Source organism: Mesorhizobium sp. CAU 1732 (genome assembly GCF_039888675.1).
In the GTDB taxonomy this organism is placed as follows: domain Bacteria; phylum Pseudomonadota; class Alphaproteobacteria; order Rhizobiales; family Rhizobiaceae; genus Aerobium.
Window position 1 is genome coordinate 1,186,130 of record NZ_JBDQQR010000001.1, and the last position, 21,066, is coordinate 1,207,195.

14 protein-coding genes and 1 tRNA gene are annotated in these 21,066 nt (G+C 63.3%); 9 read left to right on the forward strand and 6 right to left on the reverse strand.

Annotation, left to right across the window (positions count from 1 at the left end; genetic code table 11):
* The first annotated feature begins 52 nt into the window (after window positions 1-52).
* The 6 genes from AAFN55_RS05830 to AAFN55_RS05855 all read left to right on the forward strand — a co-directional run bounded on the left by AAFN55_RS05830 (window position 53) and on the right by AAFN55_RS05855 (window position 6,381).
* The gene (locus tag AAFN55_RS05830) at window positions 53-1,399 is read left to right on the forward strand and encodes a glutamine synthetase family protein (RefSeq protein ID WP_347800197.1); all 1,347 of its coding nucleotides are present in this window, start codon (window positions 53-55) and stop codon (window positions 1,397-1,399) included.
* A 124-nt stretch (window positions 1,400-1,523) separates the two neighbouring features.
* The gene (locus tag AAFN55_RS05835; protein ID WP_347797918.1) at window positions 1,524-2,624 is read left to right on the forward strand and encodes a polyamine ABC transporter substrate-binding protein; all 1,101 of its coding nucleotides are present in this window, start codon (window positions 1,524-1,526) and stop codon (window positions 2,622-2,624) included.
* Between the two features lie 136 nt (window positions 2,625-2,760).
* The gene (locus AAFN55_RS05840) at window positions 2,761-3,903 is read left to right on the forward strand and encodes an ABC transporter ATP-binding protein (protein WP_347797919.1); all 1,143 of its coding nucleotides are present in this window, start codon (window positions 2,761-2,763) and stop codon (window positions 3,901-3,903) included.
* Window positions 3,904-3,912: 9 nt separating this feature from the next.
* Window positions 3,913-4,881 (forward strand): ABC transporter permease subunit, encoded by a 969-nt coding sequence (locus tag AAFN55_RS05845; RefSeq protein ID WP_347797920.1) that lies wholly within the window; start codon window positions 3,913-3,915, stop codon window positions 4,879-4,881.
* 4 nt (window positions 4,882-4,885) lie between these two features.
* Window positions 4,886-5,704 carry an ABC transporter permease subunit gene (locus tag AAFN55_RS05850; RefSeq protein ID WP_347797921.1) on the forward strand — a complete coding sequence of 273 codons (819 nt, stop codon included), beginning with the start codon at window positions 4,886-4,888 and terminating at the stop codon, window positions 5,702-5,704.
* Window positions 5,705-5,832: 128 nt separating this feature from the next.
* Window positions 5,833-6,381 carry a hypothetical protein gene (locus AAFN55_RS05855; RefSeq protein ID WP_347797922.1) on the forward strand — a complete coding sequence of 183 codons (549 nt, stop codon included), beginning with the start codon at window positions 5,833-5,835 and terminating at the stop codon, window positions 6,379-6,381.
* 19 nt (window positions 6,382-6,400) lie between these two features.
* Here the strand turns inward: AAFN55_RS05855 and AAFN55_RS05860 are convergent, their stop codons facing one another.
* Window positions 6,401-8,227 (reverse strand): AsmA-like C-terminal region-containing protein, encoded by a 1,827-nt coding sequence (locus tag AAFN55_RS05860; protein WP_347797923.1) that lies wholly within the window; start codon window positions 8,225-8,227, stop codon window positions 6,401-6,403.
* A gap of 242 nt (window positions 8,228-8,469) precedes the next feature.
* On the opposite strand from AAFN55_RS05860, the gene AAFN55_RS05865 reads away from it, so the two are divergent.
* Window positions 8,470-10,428 carry an acetoacetate--CoA ligase gene (locus AAFN55_RS05865; RefSeq protein WP_347797924.1) on the forward strand — a complete coding sequence of 653 codons (1,959 nt, stop codon included), beginning with the start codon at window positions 8,470-8,472 and terminating at the stop codon, window positions 10,426-10,428.
* A gap of 274 nt (window positions 10,429-10,702) precedes the next feature.
* Here AAFN55_RS05865 and AAFN55_RS05870 read toward each other — a convergent pair whose 3' ends face one another.
* The 3 genes from AAFN55_RS05870 to AAFN55_RS05880 form a co-directional block, all read right to left on the reverse strand.
* On the reverse strand, window positions 10,703-12,415 hold the full coding sequence (locus tag AAFN55_RS05870) for an iron ABC transporter permease (protein ID WP_347797925.1): 1,713 nt from the start codon (window positions 12,413-12,415) through the stop codon (window positions 10,703-10,705).
* 73 nt (window positions 12,416-12,488) lie between these two features.
* Window positions 12,489-13,547 (reverse strand): Fe(3+) ABC transporter substrate-binding protein, encoded by a 1,059-nt coding sequence (locus AAFN55_RS05875; protein WP_347797926.1) that lies wholly within the window; start codon window positions 13,545-13,547, stop codon window positions 12,489-12,491.
* Window positions 13,548-13,739: 192 nt separating this feature from the next.
* Window positions 13,740-17,441 carry a PAS domain S-box protein gene (locus AAFN55_RS05880; protein WP_347797927.1) on the reverse strand — a complete coding sequence of 1,234 codons (3,702 nt, stop codon included), beginning with the start codon at window positions 17,439-17,441 and terminating at the stop codon, window positions 13,740-13,742.
* A gap of 253 nt (window positions 17,442-17,694) precedes the next feature.
* Here AAFN55_RS05880 and AAFN55_RS05885 point away from each other — a divergent pair, with 253 nt between their 5' ends.
* Together AAFN55_RS05885 and AAFN55_RS05890 are read left to right on the forward strand one after the other, a co-directional pair.
* Window positions 17,695-18,150, forward strand: coding sequence for a phasin (locus AAFN55_RS05885; RefSeq protein ID WP_347797928.1), 456 nt, complete (start codon window positions 17,695-17,697; stop codon window positions 18,148-18,150).
* 241 nt (window positions 18,151-18,391) lie between these two features.
* A tRNA-His gene (locus AAFN55_RS05890) sits at window positions 18,392-18,468 on the forward strand.
* Window positions 18,469-18,547: 79 nt separating this feature from the next.
* Here AAFN55_RS05890 and xseA read toward each other — a convergent pair.
* Window positions 18,548-20,176, reverse strand: coding sequence for an exodeoxyribonuclease VII large subunit (gene xseA, locus AAFN55_RS05895; protein ID WP_347797929.1), 1,629 nt, complete (start codon window positions 20,174-20,176; stop codon window positions 18,548-18,550).
* A gap of 51 nt (window positions 20,177-20,227) precedes the next feature.
* On the reverse strand, window positions 20,228-21,052 hold the full coding sequence (locus tag AAFN55_RS05900) for a hypothetical protein (protein WP_347797930.1): 825 nt from the start codon (window positions 21,050-21,052) through the stop codon (window positions 20,228-20,230).
* Between the last annotated feature and the right edge of the window lie 14 nt (window positions 21,053-21,066).

Below are 21,066 nucleotides of genomic sequence, written 5' to 3' on the forward strand. Positions count from 1 at the left end.
AACCGAAGAGCCGCATACCACGTCTCGCCCTGCCGGCAAGACGAAGGGGTTCATCTCGCCCGATCACGAGCGCGAGTATCAGGCCTTCATCGAACTCCATCCCGACATCGAAGCCGTCGAATTCCTGATGGTCGATCCGAACGGCGTGATGCGCGGCAAGTGGGCGCCCGGCGACGCGCTCAAGAAGGCCTTCCAGGAAGGCGTCAATTTTCCGATGTCGCTGCATGGCCTCGACGTCTGGGGACGCGAGGTCGTAGAAACCGGCCTTCACATCGAGACCGGCGACAAGGACGGCTATTGCCGCGCCACGCGCGGCTCGCTTTCGATCGTTCCATGGGCCAAGCGCAAGACCGCACAGGTGTTGTTGCAGACTTTCACGCCCGAGGGCGAGCCCTTCATGGCCGACCCGCGTCAGGTCCTCAAGCGCAAGGTCGCCGAGGTCAACGAAAAGGGCTTCTTTCCCGTCGTCGCCTTCGAGCTTGAATTCTATCTCCTCGACCCGGCGACCGACTGGGACGACGGAATGCCGGCGCCGGTGGGCGCGACGGCTGGACCGGACCGGCTGCGGATGTATGGGCTCGACGATCTCGCCGAGCATGCCAGCCTCTTCGACATGATCCGCGATGCGGCGGACGCGCAAAGCCTGCCGATCGACACGATCATCAAAGAGGCGGCGCCCGGCCAGTTCGAGGTCAATTTGAAGCACCGTGCGGATCCGCTGCGGGCGGCCGACGACGTCATCATGCTGCGCCGTATCGTCATAGGTTGCGCGCGTGCCCACGGGCTGACGGCGACCTTCATGGCAAAGCCGTTTCTCGAATATGCCGGCAATGGCATGCATGTGCATTCCTCGATGCTCGACGCGAACGGCAGGAACATCTTCGGCGGCGATGAGGGGCGCAAGACGCTCGAATTCGCGGTGGCGGGCCTGCTCAAGACCATGCCGGAATCGCTGCTTCTGTTCATCAACACGTGGAACGGGTTCCGCCGCATCACGCCCGGTTCCTACGCGCCGACGCGCGCGGTCTGGGCCGAGAACAACCGCTCGGTCGCACTGCGCATCCCCGTCTCGGATGACGACAACCGACGCCTCGAGCATCGTATCGCGGGCGCCGACGCAAATCCCTATCTGGTCATGGCGGCCCTGATCCAGGGCATGGTCGAAGGCATCGAGGCAGCGGAAGCGCCGCCGCCGCCGGTCGAGGGCAACGCGTATGACGAGGAGGGATTGTTCCTTCCCGACGACATGGACGATGCGCTGCAATTGATGTCGAAAAGCGCATTTACCGACCGCGCGCTCGGTCCCTTGCTCGCGAAGGTCTACAAGGATCTCAAGCGGGCCGAAATCCTGGCGTTCTGGGGGGAGATCACCGCTTTGGAGCGTACAACTTACCTGTGATGCGGCGCGGCGTTTTCGCGCTTGCCGCACTGCAAAAACGCCAATAGATTTTTGGCATCGTTACCCGCCGGACTGTCGGTCCATCACGGCGGGCAGGCAACAGGACCGACAGAGGAGAACAAGAATGATCCGCAGAGCAACTCTGCTTTCGACGGTATCGCTGGCAGCCGCCGCGTTCGCATTCGCAGCCCACGCGCAGGACCGCGTCGTCAACGTTTACAACTGGTCCGATTACATCGACGAGTCGATCATCGGGGAATTCACCAAGGAAACCGGCATCAGGGTCGTCTACGACGTCTTCGATTCCAACGAAATCCTTGAAACCAAGCTGCTTGCCGGCGGCAGCGGCTATGACGTGGTGGTGCCGACGGCGAGCCCGTTCATGGTTCGCCAGATCGAGGCTGGCGTCTACCAGAAGCTCGACAAGTCCAAGCTTCCGAACCTCGCCAACATGTGGCCCGTGGTTTCGGAGCGCGTCGCTAAATACGATCCCGACAACGAATATTCGATCAACTACATGTGGGGCACTGTCGGTCTCGGCTACAACGAGACCAAGGTGAAGGAAGCCCTCGGCATCGACGAAATCGATTCCTGGGACATTTTCTACGACCCCGAGAAACTTGCTAAGCTCGCCGATTGCGGCGTCTACGTTCTCGACTCCCCAACCGACATCATCCCGACGACCTTGCATTATCTCGGCATCAATCCCGAGAGCAAAGAGCCGGAAGACCTCGCGAAGGCTGAAGAAGCCCTCCTGAAGGTCCGGCCCTACATCCGGAAGTTCCATTCCTCGGAGTACATCAACGCGCTGGCGAATGGTGATATCTGTCTGGCGATAGGCTGGTCTGGGGACGTCTTCCAGGCTCGCGATCGTGCAGATGAGGCCGATCAGGGCGTGGTCGTCGGATATGTGATTCCCAAGGAAGGCGCGGAGATGTGGTTCGACCAGATGGCGATCCCGGCCGACGCGAAGAATGTCGATGAGGCCCACGAATTCCTCAACTTCATCATGAAGCCGGAAATCGCCGCCAAGGCCACCAACTACGTCTATTTCCCGAACGGCAACGAGGCCTCGCAGGAGTTCATCGATGCGGAAATCATGGACGACCCAGCGATCTATCCGGACGACGAGACCCTCGCCAAGCTCTGGACGGTCTCGCCCTACGACGCGCGGACACAAAGACTTGTGACGCGCACCTGGACCCGGATCGTCACCGGTCAATAGAGCGACATGAGACGGGCCCTTCGATCACAAGGGCCCGCTCTTCTTCTGGGGGCATGATTCCGACGGGAACCGGCATCATGTGCATCAGGCTCAAAGCAGTGATTGCTTCGATAAGGCAGGGGACGCCGGAGGCACTATGAAATCGCTCGGAAGCATTCGCAGAAGCTTCGCGCCGTGGACCGATCCCGGTGCCAAGCCATACATAACGTTCGAGAACGTCACCAAACGCTTTGGCGACTTCACCGCGGTCAACGACCTGTCGCTGAACATCTTTGAACGTGAGTTCTTCGCGCTTCTCGGTGCGTCGGGCTGCGGAAAGTCGACGCTTCTGCGTATGCTCGCCGGCTTCGAGGAACCGACATCGGGACGCCTCTTGCTCGACGGGCAGGATTTGCGCGGTATCCCGCCGTACCGGCGGCCCGTCAACATGATGTTCCAGTCCTACGCGCTGTTCCCGCACATGACGGTCGAGGCGAACATCGCCTTCGGTCTGAAACAGGACGGCATGCCGAAGGCCGATATCGCTGCCCGCGTCGCCGACATGCTGCGCCTCGTCAAGCTCGAGCAGTTCGCAAAGCGCAAGCCTCACCAATTGTCCGGCGGACAGCGCCAGCGCGTGGCGCTTGCGCGATCCGTCGCCAAGCGCCCCAAGGTGCTGCTGCTGGACGAGCCGCTCGGCGCGCTCGACAAGAAGCTGCGCGAGCAGACGCAGTTCGAACTCATGGATTTGCAGCAGGAACTCGGCCTTACCTTCGTGGTCGTCACCCACGATCAGGAGGAGGCGATGACGATGGCTGACCGCATCGCCATCATGGACAAGGGGCAGGTGATGCAGGTGGCGACACCTGCCGAAATCTACGAGGCGCCGGTTTCCCGCTTCGTCGCCGATTTCGTCGGCAATGTGAACATGCTCGAAGGCACCGTGGCCGAGCGCACCAATGATACCGCGCGCATCACCGGTGCGACCGGCGCGGAGATCGTGGTCGACAATGCCGGCGACGCGACGGCTGGAAGTGCGGTTGCTTTCGCGATCAGGCCGGAAAAGATCAAGGTTTCGGCTCGTCAGCCCGCCGACGGCACCACGAACGTCATGCAGGGCGAGGTCTGGGACCTGGCCTATCTGGGCGACATGACCGTCTATCATATCCGTCTGGCCGACGGGCAGGTCGTCAAGGCAAGCGCCCTCAACAGCGCCCGTATCATGGAAGACCCGCTAAGCTGGAACGACCAAGCCTGGATTTCCTTCGCGCCGGATGCCGGCGTCGTTCTCACGCGATAGGAGAGGGCGATGGCACAGGCGGTTTCCGACGATGCGGCTGCACTTCCCGCAGCCGACAGGGCAGGCCCTCAGGGGCTGATCGCGGCGATCAGCAGCAGGCTCGTGATCATTGTTCCCTATCTGTGGCTGTTCGTCTTTTTCCTCGTTCCGTTCCTGATCGTCTTCAAGATTTCGCTGTCGCAGATCGCGACCGCGATGCCGCCTTATGCGCCGGTGTTCGACTGGGCCGATGGCATCGAGGGGTTCGTCACGAACCTTCGCGACTTCTCGCTCGAGAACTACCTGTTCCTGCTCGACGACGCGCTCTACTTCAATGCCTACGTATCGAGCGTCGTCATCGCAGGAATCTCGACGTTTCTGGCGCTCCTGATAGGCTTCCCGATGGCCTATGCGATGGCGCGCGCGCCGGCCTCGCTGAGGCCGATCCTGCTCATGCTCGTCATTCTCCCATTCTGGACGAGCTTCCTGATCCGCGTCTACGCCTGGATCGGCATCCTGAAACCCGAGGGGCTGCTCAACCAGTTCCTGCTCTATGTCGGCGTGATCGACACGCCGTTGCAGATCATGAACACCCACACGGCGATTTTCATCGGCATCGTCTATTCGTATCTGCCCTTCATGATCCTGCCCCTCTACGCGACGCTCGAGAAGATGGATTTCTCGCTCATCGAGGCGGCGCAGGATCTGGGCTGCTCTCCGATCTCGGCCTTCTGGAAGATCACGTTCCCCCTTGCAATACCGGGCGTCGTCGCCGGTTGCCTTCTGGTCTTCATCCCGGCCGTCGGCGAGTTCGTCATCCCCGACCTCCTCGGCGGGTCGCAGACGCTGATGATCGGCAAGACGTTGTGGAACGAGTTCTTCGCCAATCGCGACTGGCCTGTCGCTTCGTCGGTCGCAGTGATCCTGCTGCTCATTCTCGTCGTACCGATCATGTTCTTCCAGCGCGCTCAGGCACGCGCGCAAGAACAGGGGAGATAGAGCCATGCAGGGACAACTGAGCCGGTTCAACGTCACCTCGCTCGTTCTGGGCTTCGCCTTCCTCTATCTGCCGATCGTTCTGCTGGTGGTCTATTCGTTCAATGCCTCGCGGCTCGTCACCGTGTGGGGCGGGTTTTCGACGCGGTGGTATGTCTCGCTGTTTTCGAACCAGGGCCTCATCGATGCCGCATGGGTCACCGCCCGCGTCGCGTTCGTCTCGGCCAGCGTCGCCACGATTCTCGGCACGCTCGCGGCGTTGGCACTGACCCGCTACACGCGCTTTCGCGGCCGTTTCCTGTTTTCCGGCATGGTCTTCGCGCCGCTCGTCATGCCGGAGGTCATCACCGGCCTGTCGCTGCTTCTGCTTTTCGTGGCGATCGGGCTCGATCGCGGCTTTCTGACCGTCACGCTGGCCCACATCACCTTCTCGATGTGCTTTGTCGCGGTGGTCGTGCAGTCGCGCCTGATCTCGTTCGATCGCTCGCTCGAGGAGGCGGCGATGGATTTGGGCGCGACGCCGGTGCGAACCTTCTTCTCCGTAACCCTGCCAGTGATCATGCCGGCGATCGTGTCGGGCTGGATGCTCGCCTTCACGCTGTCGCTCGACGATCTGGTGATCGCGAGCTTCACGTCCGGCCCGGGCGCGACGACGCTGCCGATGAAGATCTACAGCCAGGTGCGGCTTGGCGTGACGCCGGAAATCAACGCGGTCTGTACGATCCTGATCGCAGTGGTGACGAGCGGTGTCATCGCGGCTGCGATCGTCAATAAGCGCCGTGACGTACAGCGCCAGCGCGACGAGCAGGCCGCGCAGCGCGGCTGACGCCACGTTTCCTCAACGATCGATGCGACAGACTGGTGCCATGCCTTGCCTGTCGCAGCATGACGCTGTGTCCCAACTGTGCGCTGTGCTGACCAATGATTGGCGGCCACGCGCCGCTGGAGACGCACATGACCTTGATCCCGGTTGCCGGTTCCGCAGCACTGCAACTTCTTCTTCAGCGAAGCCAATTTTCCCCGCTCACTGTGGCGGCAGGACGCAATGCCACCGCCGAGGTGGTTGCGGCTGCCAACGGCGCCGTGCCAGCGAGTATGGCAGGGGCAGGCTTGCCCAATTCCAGAACGGAGATCTCGGACGCGATCTATAGCGTGAACAGCGTCGATGCCAACAAGCTCAAGGTCAATCTGACAGAGCGGCTCGGCGCGGAATTTGGCATCTCGGCCGACGATTTCGAGTCTGCGTCCGCATTCGGCACGGCTATCAAACATGCACTCGACGCCATGAAGCAAGATGATGGTTGGCAGCGGAGAGTTGCGGAGATCGAGCGCAACCTCGGTCTCGACGAACTCGGTATCTCGCTCGATTCCTTCATCAATGCGCTTATCAATTCCGATAACGATGACGCTGCGAAACTGGATGCGGCCTTGCGTGACAAGGTGGACGACGACGCGCAGCGCGCGCGCTTCACACTCGACGACATCGGCATTTACGGGCGATAGCGGTCGAGAATATTTACGCTTACTCGAAGTGTGTCGTCGGCAGCGCCGGCGAGATGAACGGCCGGTCCCAGCCTCCGCCAATGAAGAAGCGTGCATCGGGGTCGCCTCGCTCCCCGTCCGCGCCTATCGGGGCAAGACTGCCGGATAGCGCGAGCGCCCGCCCGAAATAGGGAATGAAGCCGGAGATCGAGGCGACCTGCCCGTCGAGAAGGAGATCGCCCTTGTCGATTCGTGCGATCCCGCCCAGGACGGTTGCCTTGAAATCCACGCCGCGCAAGGGCAGTTCCCCGTCCGACACGTCGGACAGAGGGAAGAAGCCGCCTGTCGCCCACTTCTCCTTGAACTGCGCGAGGTTCAGTCCGACAAGCGCGCCCTGGCCCAGCGTCGCGTTCACGGAACCCTCGGCATTGCCCATCACCGTGTTCCAGTCGCGTCCCGTGCCTTTCAGGGTCGCGGAGATCGTAGCGCGGCCTTGTGGCAGAAGACGTTCGCCGCCGAGCGTTTTCGCAAGCGCGAAGGAATCGATATCCGTCGCCAGCGCGCGCATCTCGACGGTCTTTGTTTCTTCCGCCGTATCTATGCGCACACCGGCCTGCAGGCTGCCGTCGAACACCGTGGCGTCCGAAATGTCGAAGACCGCGAGCGTGCCCTTCACCTGTGTCGAGGCCGCCAGGGAGGTGAGAGCGAGCCCGCCCAGCGTCGCGTTATTGGCCGAGAGGCGCAGGTCGAGCGAAAGCTGTTCCGCGAAGGCCGTATCGATCTGATCGTAGATGTTGCCCTGGCCCGTGGCGAGCCGCGTGAAGGCCGACAGGAAGGACCTCAGGTCGAGTGTATCGAAGGCCAGCGTACCGGAAATCGATGGAAGCGCTTCTGCAAACGAGATGTCGAGCACGCCGCGGCCGGCGTTCCCGCCGAGATTGAGTTCAGCCGTATCGAGCCGTAGGCGTTCGGACGTGCCCTGGATTTTACTCGCGATCGACACGGAGCCGATTGCTGCGCCGGGCGCGATGTCTGTCTTGGACCATTCCAGCATGCGCCGCAGCGACGGCGATGACAGGCTCCCCTCACCTTCGAAATAGGCCTCACCGGACAGGTTGGCGGTGCCCTGGAAGCCCGCATTCAGCAGCGGGGATTTCAGTGCAGCGGTTACGGGGGCGTTGCCACCAGCAAGAAACATCAGAGGTTGCGCGCTTGTGGCCTCGACGGAGATGTTCTCGCCACGCCAGATGCCATTTGCCGTCAAGCTCGCGGATCGATCGAGCGACGGCCAGGCGAGCTTGCCCGATAGACTGGTGACAATATCGCCCTCGTCGCCATTGACCGTCGCGATACGTCCGTCGAAAAATTCTACGGTCCCGAACCCGTCCGAAGGCAGAGCGCTGCGGTCCGGGTTGTCAGGGTTCGTCTCCAGCACTTTGCGGGCGGCTTCCACTGCACGGACCATGCGCCCGCCGCCAGGAGACGCGGGGAGATCGATGACCGATCCCGGCGTCGTCAGGCGCAGCAGCGGGCGGTACATAGACACGCCCGACATGACCACGTTGCCGCGAAGCGCAGCCAGGGCGGAGAGAGAGACTTCGAGGCGATCGGCTTCCAGCACCGGAGGACTGTCGCCGCCGCTCCATTCGTGAAAGGCGACGTCGTTCAGCGTCGCGCGAAATATCGGCCAGACGTCGAGGATGGGAGCTTCGCCGAGCGATACGCGGTAGCCGCTCCACAGGCTGAGTTCGTATGCGATCCTGTCACGAACGATCTGCGTGGACGCGATGGTCGGCAATGCGGCGAAGAACAGAAGCGCGAGCAGGACCAGCGCGCCAAGCGCTGCCACGCCCCTCTTCACAGTCATTACCCGCATGTCGCCTCGCCGCCTCAGGGATGCGCCGGCTGCACACCCGCTTGCTACCCAATACGCACGGGCACCGCATTTCAAGCTTTTGTGGCCCTGCGATGGCCGATTCCAACAGGCCTGACAATGGTGTTTTCCCCAGCTTGCATTCCCGCGCCGCGATATGCTTAACCGTCCACGCATGGTGTGGACGTCGCCTCGACCGTTTTTGCCGGTCCGTTGGGGCGCTCGGGAGGAACTGCATGAACCAGAACGAACCGCTTTGGACCCCGTCGCCTGATCGGGTCGCGTCCGCGCCGATGACTGAATTCATGGCGCTTGCAGCGAAGCAAAGTGGAAAACCGATTGCCGACTACGACGCGCTCCATGCGTGGTCGATCGAGGATCGCGAAGGGTTCTGGCCGCTGATCTGGGATTATTGCGGGATTATCGGCGAGCGTGGCGAACGCGTCCTCGTGGATGGCGACAAGATGCCGGGCGCACGCTTCTTCCCCGACGCCAGCCTCAACTTCGCGGAAAACCTCCTCGCGACGTCGGGTGCTGGCGAAGCGCTGGTCTTTCGTGGCGAGGACAAGGTCGAGCGCCGCATGTCGTGGGACGAGTTGCGCGCGCTGGTTTCGCGCCTGCAACAGCTTTTCCGCGCACAAGGCGTCAAGGCAGGCGACCGTATCGCCGCCATGATGCCCAACATGCCCGAGACCATCGCCTGCATGCTGGCAGCGGCGTCTCTCGGTGCCATCTGGTCGTCTTGTTCCCCGGATTTCGGCGAGCAGGGTGTGCTCGATCGATTCGGCCAGATCGAGCCGGTGATCTTCATCGCGCCGGACGGCTATTGGTACAACGGCAAGCGCATTCCGGTCGCCGATAAGATCGCCGCCGTCGTGGCGAAGATGCCGTCTGTCCGCCTGACGCTGATCGTGGATTATCTGGGCGATGCGGAGGCCGTCGCGTCTGGAATCGACCGCGCCGAAATGCTGGATGCGGCCGCCGGCGCGTTCGAGCCGGCCGAACTCACCTTCGAGCGGCTGCCATTCGATCATCCGCTCTACATCCTGTTTTCCTCCGGGACGACCGGCATCCCGAAATGCATCGTGCATTCGGCGGGCGGCATGCTGACCCAGCACGTCAAGGAGCATCGTCTCCACGCGGGCATCGAGAAAGGGGATCGCGTCTTCTACTTCACCACCTGCGGCTGGATGATGTGGAACTGGCTCGTCACCGGCCTCGCCTCGGGCGCAACGCTGCTGCTCTACGACGGCTCGCCCTTCTACCCGGACGGAAATGCCATCTTCGACTTCGCGCAGGCCGAGAAGATGACCTATTTCGGCACCTCGGCGAAGTTCATCGATTCCGCCCGCAAGGCCGAACTGCGTCCGATCGATACGCACGATCTGTCGTCGGTGCGCGTCATCTCCTCGACCGGCTCGCCGCTCGCGCCCGAAGGTTTCCGCTACGTCTATGACGGCGTCAAATCCGACGTGCATCTCGCATCGATTTCGGGAGGCACGGACATCGCCGCATGTTTTGTGCTCGGCGTTCCGACGAAGCCGGTCTGGATCGGCGAAATCCAGGGTGCCGGCCTCGGAATGGCGGTGGACGTCTGGGACGACGATGGCAGGTCTGTCACGGGCGAAAAGGGCGAACTCGTCTGCACCCGCGCCTTCCCGTCGATGCCGATCAAGTTCTGGAATGACCCGGACGGGGCGAAATACCATGCCGCCTATTTCGAACGCTTCGACAACATCTGGTGCCATGGCGATTTCGCCGAATGGACGCCACATGGCGGCATCATCATCCACGGCCGATCCGACGCGACGCTCAATCCAGGCGGTGTGCGCATCGGGACCGCTGAAATCTACAATCAGGTCGAGCAGATGGCCGAGATCATCGAGGCGATCTGCATCGGTCAGGATTGGGACGACGACGTCCGCGTCGTCCTGTTCGTCAGATTGGCGGACGGCGTTGTTCTCGATGAGGATTTGGAAAAGCGTATCCGCACGAAGATCCGCACCGGCGCGACACCGCGCCATGTGCCGGCCCGCATCGTCGCCGTGGCGGATATTCCCCGCACCAAGTCCGGCAAGATTACCGAGCTTGCCGTTCGCGATATCGTCCATGGCCGCAGCGTGAAGAACAAGGAGGCGCTCGCCAACCCGGAGGCGCTCGAATTCTTCCGCGGCATCCCGCAACTCGCCGAGTGAGCGCACGAGACGTGGTTAAGGGTTTCTTTCGCCGAAATTTACCTAGACTTCAGGGATGATACACAATCGTAAACTTGGTCGTATCCCGGTAAGTTTTTGTTAAGATGAGGTCGCGATAGTCGTGGGTAACTTGAGGGAGAAATCCCACTCCGCGCCCCCGCGGGGACAGGTACGCTCAAGTCCCTTGTGTGACAGCCAATTCTAATTTCCGGCGCCCCAATCGGGGCGCCTTTTTCTTGTGTCCCATGGGCCCATTGCGGCGCTTTTGGGGGCGTCAGAGCATGGCTTCTCGGTCGCGCATCAGCGCGCGCGACAGGAGCACGACCGGCAGGAGCGCGGTCAGGATGATCAGGAGCGCTGCCACCGCGCCGTCCTGAACCGTGGCGCGTGATGCGTTTTCATAGACGAAGGTCGCGAGCGTGTTGAAGCCGAAGGGCCGCAGCAGGATGGTCGCCGACAGTTCCTTGATCGTATCCACGAACACCAGCACCGCGGCCGTGAAGATCGCCGGCTTGAGCAGCGGAAGCAGCACCGACCACGCGCTTCTGAGCGACGATTGCCCGAGGCTTCTGGCTGCTTCGTCGATGTTGTTCGGCAGCTTTTCCAGTCCTGATCGGATCGAGCCCTCGGCAAGTGCCAGAAAGCGGATCGAGCAGACCAGGACGATCGCGGCCGCCGACCCGGTCAGAAGCAGTCCGGTCGATATGCCGAAATGGCTGCGCATTGCCGCATCGACCGAGTTGTCGACCCAGGCCAGCGAAAACAGCAATCCCAGCCCCATCACCGTGCCGGGAAGCGCATAGCCGATCATCGCGAAACGCGTGACGATCGTCGCCCCGCGCGAACGCGCCACCCTGGCCGTGTTGATCAGCAGCAGGGCGACGAAGACGCAAAGGAGAGCGGTCGCGCTCGCCGTTGCGACACTGGTCAGGAAGGCCTTCATCAGCGCCGGGTCCTGAAACTGGTGCAGCCGCCGTGATGCGTAGGTACCGAAGATATAGAGCGGAATGCCGAACCCAAGCAGGACCGGCAATGACGCCGCCAGCGTCGCTGCCGGCGCTGCAATACCCTTAAGTCTCACGCGGGGAGGCCGCGCCTTCATGTGCGTGGCGCGCACCGCATGATAGCGCTGTCGCCGCCGCGCCCACTGTTCGAGCATCAGCAGTGCGAAGACGAGGATCAGCATCAGCATGGCGATCTGCGCCGCGCCTTCGAGGCTGCCACGATTGAGCCATGTGGTGAAGACCGAGAGTGTCAGCGTGCGGACCCCGAGATACTCGGCGGCGCCGACATCGTTGAGCGTCTCCATCAGGACGAGCGCCACGCCCGCGACGACGGCCGGTCGCGAAACGGGCAGCAGGATGCGCCAGAAGACCGTGGACGGCTTTGCGCCAAGCGTTCGGGCAACGTCGGCGATGTTGCGGCCCTGCATGATGAACACCATGCGCGCGGTCAGGTAGACATAGGGATACAGCACCATCGACATGACGAGCGCAGCACCCCCCGTCGAGCGCAGGTCCGGAAACCAGTAGTCGCGTGCGCTCTGGAAACCGAAGAGGCCACGATAGAACGTCTGCACCGGCCCCGCGAAGAGGAAGAACTCGGCAAAGGCGTAGGCTGCCAGATAGGGCGGCACGGCCAGCGGCAGAACCAGCGCCCACGCGAGCGTTTTGCGCAACGGAAATTCATACGCGACGACCACCCATGCGCTGGCGACGCCGATGATCGCGGTCATGACAGCGACGAGCGCGAGCAAGGTGAGCGTGGTTGTCGTTGCGCGTGGCAGGACGTTGGAGACAAGATGCGGCCAGTCCTCGCCGCCACCCGAAACGGCGATGCCTGCAAGAGTCAGGATCGGCAGGAGAACGATCGCGCAGACGACAGCGGCAACACCCAGCGCCGCGCCATGACGCTGCCGCTTCGCGCGCGGTGCATCACCGTCCGCGTTTGACGCGATCGCTGCGGCTGGCATGGCTGGGTTGGACAAACGGCGCCCTCAGATATGCCGAAAACCGGGCTGCTCTCGCAGCCCGGTTTTCGTTTCGAAAGTCAGGTCTCGATCAGCTCGACGGGCCGTCATCGACGCCGACGCGATCCACCATTTCGGAGGCTGCCTTGCGGTTCTTGGCAATTTCGGCGAGCGGCAGCGTATCGGCGTTGAGTTCGCCGAAGGCCTGCACCACTTCCGATGCATCGAGGCCCGGCTGTACCGGATACTCGTAAGACTGCTCGGCCTGGATCTGCTGGGCTTCCGGGCTGGACAGGAACTGGATGAGCTTCACTGCATTGTCGCGGTTCGGCGAGTTTTTCGCCAATGCGATGCCCGAGACGTTGACGTGCGTGCCGCCATTCTCGAAGGTCGGGAACACGACCTTGATGGCGTTCGCCCATTCCTTCTCCTCAGGCTCCTTGTCGTTGGTCTGCATCAGGCCGACGTAATAGGTGTTGCCGAGCGCGATATCGCACTCGCCGGCGGCGATTGCCTTGGCCTGCGGGCGGTCGCCGCCATCGGGCTTGCGGGCGAGGTTGTTCTTGAGACCGGTCATCCACTCTTCGGTCTTCTCCGCTCCCCAATGCGCGATAGCCGCGGAGAACAGCGCCAGATTGTAGTCGTGCTGACCGGAACGCATGCAGATCTTGCCCTTCCACTTCGGATCGGCGAGTTCGGCATAGGTAATCGGCTCGTCCCCGACACGGTCCTTCGATGCATAGAGGACGCGTGCGCGCTTGGTGATACCGAACCAGTGGCCTTCGGGGTCACGATATTCCGCGGGCAGGTTGGCGTTGACGGTCTCGTCTTCGAGTGCCTGCGTGACACCCTTGTCCTTGACGTTGTTCAGGCGCGCGATGTCGACGGTCAGGATCACGTCGGCCGGCGAATTGGTGCCTTCGGCCGCGATGCGGTCCTCCAGGCCCTTGTCGAGGAAAAGAACCTCGGTCTGGATCCCGGTTTCGGCGGTGAAGGCATCGAGTGCCGGCTTGATCAGGGCTGGCTGACGATAGGAATAGATGTTGACGACTTCAGCGGCGGAGGCCGCGAAGGGGACGTAAGCGATGCCCGCTGCAAGCGCAGCCGCGGCAAGACGCACGCTGGCGGATCGAGCGTTTCCGAAAGTCATGTGTGCCTCCAAGCCTGAGGGGTTCAAAGCCCCGTGGATGAAACTCTGTCGTGGTTCCCATCGGGAACGGCCCGCTTTTGGGCGAAATACATTGGAGCGTCAAGAGAAACGCCAATGATTTCATGAGTTTAGAATGATTCTAAACTAAAGCAGTCATATTTATCAATGACGTAGCGAACGACTTGCGCCGTCTTAATCGGCCAGCACGCGTGTGGAGGGGAATACGATCTCGACCATAGTTCCTTCGCCCGGCGTCGACGCGATCGAAAACCGCGCCCGGTTGGCCTCGACCATCGCCTTGGTGAGAGGCAGTCCGAGCCCGGTTCCGTCATGGCGGCCACGCTTGAGCGCGTTGATCTGCTTGAATGGCTTCAACGCCTGGTCGATCTCCGACAGCGTCATGCCGATACCGGTATCGCGCACGCGCATCACCACGTCGCCCGAGGGCTCGTAGGCGGTCGAGACGATGACCTGTCCGCCGGCCTGCGTGTAGCGGATCGCGTTGGACAGCATGTTGAGCGCGATCTGGCGCACGCTGCGAAGATCGGCCACGACTTCCGGCAGCTTCGAGGCGAGACTGGACCGGATGATCACGCGGTCGCGGTTCGCCTGCGGCTGCATCATCGCCACACATTCGGCGAGCGTGTCGTTGAGCGACACCGCCTCGTAGTTCATCTCCTGCTCGCCCGCCTCGATCTTCGAAATGTCGAGCAGGTCGTTGACGAGATCGAGGACATGGTTGCCGGAGCGGTTGATGTCGCGCAGATAGTCGCGATACCGGTCCGACCCGATCGGCCCGAACTTCTCGTCGATCATCAGCTCGGAAAACCCGATGATGGCGTTGAGCGGCGTGCGGATTTCGTGGCTGACGCGTGCTAGAAATTCGGTCTTCTGCGATGATGCGCGTTCCGCCTGGGCGCGGGCCTGCGTCAGTTCTTCCTCGGCGCGCTTCCACTGCGTGATGTCGCGCACAACGGCGCAATAGCCGCTGTCGCCGGGCAGGCGACCGATCGACATGAACAGCGGAATGAACCGGCCCTGCGCCTCGCGGCCGATTACCTCGCGCCCGTCGTTCAGGACGCTCGCGACGCCGTTCTCGGCAAGACCGTTCAGATAATCGCGTGCGGAGCGCTGGCTCTCGATCGCGAACAGCGTCGCGAAGGGCTTGCCCTCGACCTCCGCGCTGTCGAAGCCGAACAACGCTTCCGCCGGGCGGCTGATGTTGCGGATCGTCCCGTCGCGCGCGATCAGCACCACGCCATCGGTCGCGGTGTCGAGGATCGTGCGCATCTCCTCGACGCTGCGCGCCATGTCGCCGTCGTCGGACACGCTCTGGTGTGCCGGTGCCGCCACGACAGGGGCAGGCGAGGGCGCGACGCGGCGCAGCGCCAGAAGCAGCGCGGTGCCCTCCCGCCAGCGGATCGACTGCAGATGCGCATCGACCGGAAATTCGTCGCCACCCAGCGTCCGTATGCGCAGCTTGCGATCTGCCGGATCAGCCGCCGTGTCCGGCGCGCCATCGACGATGAGCCGGTCAAGTCCGCCCTCGCGTCTGATCTGGTCGATGCTCGCATAGCCCGTCAGGCTGAGGAATTCGCGGTTTGCGAAATAGAGATCGTCACCGGCATGAACCAACAATGGCATCGGCAGGCCCGCGATCAGTTCTGCATCGATGCGCGGCCGACCGGCATCGGAAACGAAGGCCGAGGGCAGGAAGCCGGACACCGCGATCGGCGGTGCTGCGACCGGCGGGGCGGACGGTTCGGCATCGGCCGGCTGCGTCGCGACGAGGGGATCGTCACTCTCGTCATCGTCTCCCGGGACGACCGGCTCGTCGGTCAAATCATCCGAAGCAGGCTCGCTGGTTTCGTTCTCTGCTTCGTCGGTGCCGTCCAGTGCGCGAAGGTGGGCCTCGTCATAGACCTCCTCGGGCACTTCCTCCTGCAACAGCGCCTCGGCGTCGTGCTCGTCATCCGCGATGACGGCGCCCGCCTCCTGCGCCCTCTCGTCGCCTGCCAGCTCTTCGACCCGCGGCGCTTGCGCGTCGCCGGCGCCCCCTGGCGTCGGTTTAACGGGCTCCTCGATCGGCTGCGATTCGGCCACAGCGTCAGCGGCTTCAGCCTGCTCGGCCTTGGCGGCGTTCGCCGCTTCATAGTCGCGGCGCAGGCGGGCGCGGATTTCCTCGAAGGCGTTGCGCTCGCCGGGCGAAAGCTGCCTGTCGGGCGACCGAAGTTTTTCCGGCGGCTGCGGCTGGCGATGTTCCGCCAGGCGAATGACCTTGTCGGTCGATCGCCGCTCGCGGCGCTCGGCGATCGAGATCACCGGAACTTCGCCGAGGAACGGGTCGCCGCTGTCGTTTTCGGCCTCGGCGGGTTCAACCAGATCGGTCGATGGGTTTTGGGCTATGTGCTCGCCGGCAGGCTCCACGGCGTGCGGGGCGGTGGCGACCGGCCTCGCATCGCCCATGCGTGCGACGCCGAACCCCCGGAAGCCTTCGAAGACCCGGTCGCGGCTGTAGACGGGGAGGGCCGCGAGATCGACGGGCACCGCCACGCCGGCATCCGCGACGGGCCAATGCACGGTGCGGCCGGACCATGTGTCGCGCCGTTCGAGAAGACCGGCGATTTCCCCGTCGGGATCGAGACCGAACTCGGTAGCTACGTCGCGGAAGTTGCGGCCGACGATGTCGGCCTCCTCGGCGCCGACCGCACGGGTGAACTCGCTCGACAAGGCGCTGATCGCACCGGTTGCATCGGTGCGCCATACGAAGCGGATCGGCGTGCTGCGCTGGAGCGTCGTGTGCGGCTCGCGAGGGCTCGGGTTTTTAGGCGCCGTCGAGGCGATCGATCCGGCCGCCGTGTGCTCGCGAAAATACCAGTCGTCGGGATCGCCCGGGGTAGGGGGCGGGACCCGCGTATCGCCCGGTGTCTGTTCGTCCGAAACCACGTCGCTGGCTTCAGGCTCGCCCTCATCGGGCGGGCCGGCCTGTTCCGGCTGATCGGCGGCTACGGACAGCCCGCCTTCGTCTGGCCAGGGATGCGGTGCGGGCGAAATCTCAGGGCCGTGAGCGCCTTCGCCAAGCGTGTCGTCGTGGCGGCTGTCTTCATCGAGCCGTTCCGGCAGATCGGCATCGGACGGCGCGGGCTCCTCTTCCTGCTGGTCGACGCTGCGCGCGCTGATGGCTGCGGTGTGCTCGACCGGCAGGGTGTCCTCGGGAATCGACTCTTCGATCGGCTCGTCCACCGCGATCAGCAGGTGAAGCGCAGGGTCGTCCGTCAGCCGCGCCATGCCGGCCGGGATCAGCCCGCTCGTTGCCGGGACCAGCTTCTTCACGAGGCGGCTTTTCTCATGCGCGACTTCGCCCACGAGGCGCGTCAGCGTCTTTGCCTCGATCCCCAGGTCGGCAAACCCGTCCGATGCGGCGGTCAGGAGCGCCTTCTCGTCCAGAAGTGCCGCAAAGTAGCCTGCTTTCTCAAAACCGTCGATGACGCGGCTTGCAATGTCGGTTTCGCCGAGCGGCACTGGTCGCTGTGCGGCGACAGCGAGCAAGATTGCCGGTTCGCCGTCCGGAAGCGTGATGCCGCTTGCCAGAAACAGCACGGCCTTGCTCGTCATGCCCGTTGCAAGCCGCACGGCCACCGCCCTGTCGCGGCCCATGTCGGGGAACCCCGGTGCGGCGGAAATCTGACGTCTCGCGGCGAAGCTCAGGCCGGGCGTCGCGCCCATCACCGTCTCGATGTCGCCAAATCCGAAAAGCGCGGCACCCTGTCCATTGGCCCAGATGACTTCATCGAGATCGGTCGTGAGGATCGCCAACGCATCGCCTGCGGCAAAACGCGCGCGCACGTCGTCGAGGACGGCGATGTCGATGAAGGAATAGGGGCCTGACGCCATACGCGAACCTGAAGCCTTGAGAATCGGCCGGGATGCCCGATTAACCCTTTGTTAATAAAAGGAGCGCCCGCCGGCGTCCAGAAATGCAGGGCAAAGTCTGCGGGCAATCTCTCGGGTTGGTTAATCCAGATCACATCCGCGTGCGCTGCAACAAAAATATTGCATTGCACAAAAATCTCGCTTATGTTGTGAACAAGTCAAGCGAGCCGGCGCACACTAGGACGCTGCCGGACAGAGTGTAAAGGTTAGAACGATGACCAAAGCAGCACCAAAGACCGCCGAGACCATCGAATTTCCGAGCTTCGACGCCGAAAAGGCGACCGACCAGTTCCGCGCTTTCGCAGAGAAGGGCGTCGAGCAGTCGAAGGAAGCCTACTCCAGGATCAAGACCGGTGCAGAGACCACGCAGAAGGCGATGGAATCGACCTTCGAGAATGCCAAGACCGTTGGCAGCGAGATGACGTTGAAGTCGATCGCCGCGATGCGCGCCAATGCCGAAGCCAGCTTCTCGCACATCGAAGCTCTGGTCGGCGTCAAGTCGCTCTCCGAATTCTTCGAACTGCAGACCTCGTTCCTGCGCAAGAGCGTCGAAACGGCCGTGGAGCAGGCGAAGGATTTCCAGGCGGCCTCGACCAAGGCAGCCGAAGACGTATCCAAGCCGATGAAGGACGTTTTCCAGACGTCGATCAAGGAACTCAAGGTCGCCTGATCCGTTAGGCACCCAAGTACACCCGCGAGGCGGATTCCTCCTCCCTTCCAAGTCGCGGGCTAGCAGACCGGCACCTCCTCCCGCCGGTCTCTCATAGGAAAAGGCCGGGATCTCCTCCCCCCGGCCTTTTTCCTTTTTTAGAGCACGTCTCTGGCATTTTTGATGGCGCACCGGCGATCGCGGACTTGAAATGACCGCCGATTGTCCGTAAGAGCCTCGCCAGCCGAGAGGCTTCTAGTGCGCGGTTGTAGCTCAGTTGGTTAGAGCGCCGGATTGTGGATCCGGAGGTCGGTGGTTCAAGCCCACCCAACCGTACCATTCAAATTCCCGGGAAATGCGATTTGCTTCTTGTGTGCCCAGCCGCCCAATCGCGGCCGGAAGCCCGTAGAAGCGCGCCTCAGAAGAGGTCGCCTTGCTCCGTCGCGGGCTTGTCCCTCGGCCTGGGCTTCGGGCGCGGGGGCTCGCCGCCGGCCACGACTGCCGAAATCTTGCCGTCTGCGAACTCGATCGACAGCCCGTCTCCGCGCGCAATGCCCTCGGCGCGTCGCACGATGTCGCCAGACGCGTCCGTGACCAGCGCGAAGCCGCGCTTCAGGATCGACTGGTAGGAGACGCTGTCCAGCAGGCGTGACGCCTGATCCAGCCGTTGCCGTCTGCCGCGCACCCGCTCGATGATGGGTTCGATGCGCAGCCGGATGTCGGAGCGGTGCAGGCGTGCCTGCCGCCGCTCGACGCCGACGTCGAGTGAACGGTCGGCCTGCCGCTCCAAAGCGCGCAGGCTCTGCCGGCTCGCCTCGATCCTGCGCGAGAGCGCCGCCGGCGTCACGCGGCCCGCATCGCGGTCGAACCGTGCGCGGGCGCGTCTGGCGATGTTTTCGAACAGTCCGGGCAGGCGTTCGCCATCGCGCCGCACGCGCCGCCCGAGATCGCTCAGCCGTCGCTCCAGCGTCGCGGGCGACAGTCTCACGCCCTTGAAGCGAAGCCGCTTGGCCTCGGTGCTGGCGTCGAGCGCGCGGGTCAACCGGCTGGCGGCCTCGTCGAAGCGGCGCCTCGGCATCGCAAGCAACTGGTCGGGCGAGGGGAGCGCGCGCGCGGCGGCACGCAATGCCTGGCGCTTGCGGTCGGCATGGCGCGAGATGCAGCCCTTGAGGCGCGCTGAGAGCCGCGAGACGGTGGCCTCGAGCTCCGCCCTGACAGGCACTGCAAGTTCCGCTGCGCCCGTTGGCGTCGGCGCGCGGACGTCCGCCGCGTGGTCGATCAGCGTCCAGTCGGTCTCGTGGCCGACCGCCGAGATGACCGGGATGTGCGATTCGGCGACCGCGCGTACCACTGCCTCGTCGTTGAAGCCCCAGAGATCCTCGAGACTGCCGCCGCCGCGTGCAACGATCAGGATGTCTGGCTGTGGAATCGGGCCGAGCGGATCGAGCGCGTTGAAGCCCGCGACCGCGTTCGAGACCTCCACGCCGGTCGTCTCACCCTGCACGCGCACAGGCCAGACGATGACATGGACCGGAAAGCGGTCGGTGATGCGGTGGATGATGTCGCGGATGACCGCGCCGGTGGGCGAGGTAACGACGCCGATAACCCTTGGCATGAACGGCAGAAGCTGCTTCCGGTCGGCATCGAAAAGGCCTTCGGCAGCGAGCTTGCGGCGGCGTTCCTCGAGCAGCGCCATCAGTGCGCCCGCACCGGCCGGCTCCAGATTGTCGATGACGATCTGGTATTTGGACGAGCCCGGATAGGTGGTGAGTTTGCCCGACGCAATCACCTCCATGCCTTCTTCCGGCCGGAACTTCAGCCGCCCCATCGTGCCTTTCCAGATCACGGCTTCCAGACGCGAGCGGTCGTCCTTGAGGGCGAAATAGGCATGTCCCGACGAGTGCGGGCCGCGATAGCCGGAGATTTCGCCACGCACGCGGACATTGCCGAACTGATCCTCGACGGCGCGCTTCAGCGCTCCCGAAATTTCGGAGACGGTGAATTCGGCGGCGTTGGTCCGCGAATCGGTGGCGAAGATGTCGCTCATGCGCCTAGCTTGGCACCGAGGCAGCGGGCGGCGTCAAGCACGCAACGGCGCTTACCACAGCTCCATCTCCGATCCGAACGCGCGTCGAAGATGCTCTTTCGTGGCCTCTTCGAACGGCGCTGGCCATTCGATTCTGAGCTGCAGCGCGAGCCGTTTCGCTTTGGGAAAGAAGGCTCGCGCAAGCGCGCCATGCGCGACGAGAATCTCGCCCCTGTTTGGGCGGGGGTATGGGAGAGCGAGAAGCTCGTCCATCTGCGCCGGCGTTATGGTGCGGCTGAGGTGAAGCATTCCGCCGCGATCCGGCGAAGCCGTTTCCTCGACCATCAGGCGCGTGAGCAGGTCGCGCAACAGCCCGGCGCCGGTAACGCCCAGAACCAGTTCGCCTCTCCCCATTCCCACGGCGATCAAACCCAGGACCCGGATGAATTCGTTGATCGTATACTCAACCTGCCCAGGACTTGAGGCCGGCAAGGCTGGATGCGGTGGCAGGTCGGCCATGACGTTCGCACCATCGATCACGGGGATCAGCGTCGATTGCGCGTAGGGTATCGCGCCGGATTTCGTGCGTTCGACGAAGGATTGCCTGCCCAGCAGCCAGAGATCGACCCGCAGCCAGTCGGTCGTGATCGCGTTGATGAGGGTGGTATCCCCGATGCGCGCACTCCAGAAGACGACGGGACTGTAGGCGTCGATCATGCCCCGCCACAGGTCGGAAACGGCCTTATGGTCGGCGATTTCTGCGAGGCCAATGAAATCGAGGTCGCTGAACTCGTCTTGCGTGCGGCGCCCGAAACTGCCCCCGAGGAAGAGCGCTTTGAGCTGTGTCTCGCCCGCCAGTGCCGTGGCGCTATAGTCGACGAAGTCCTGCTGTTTCATCGCTCTTCCGTGTG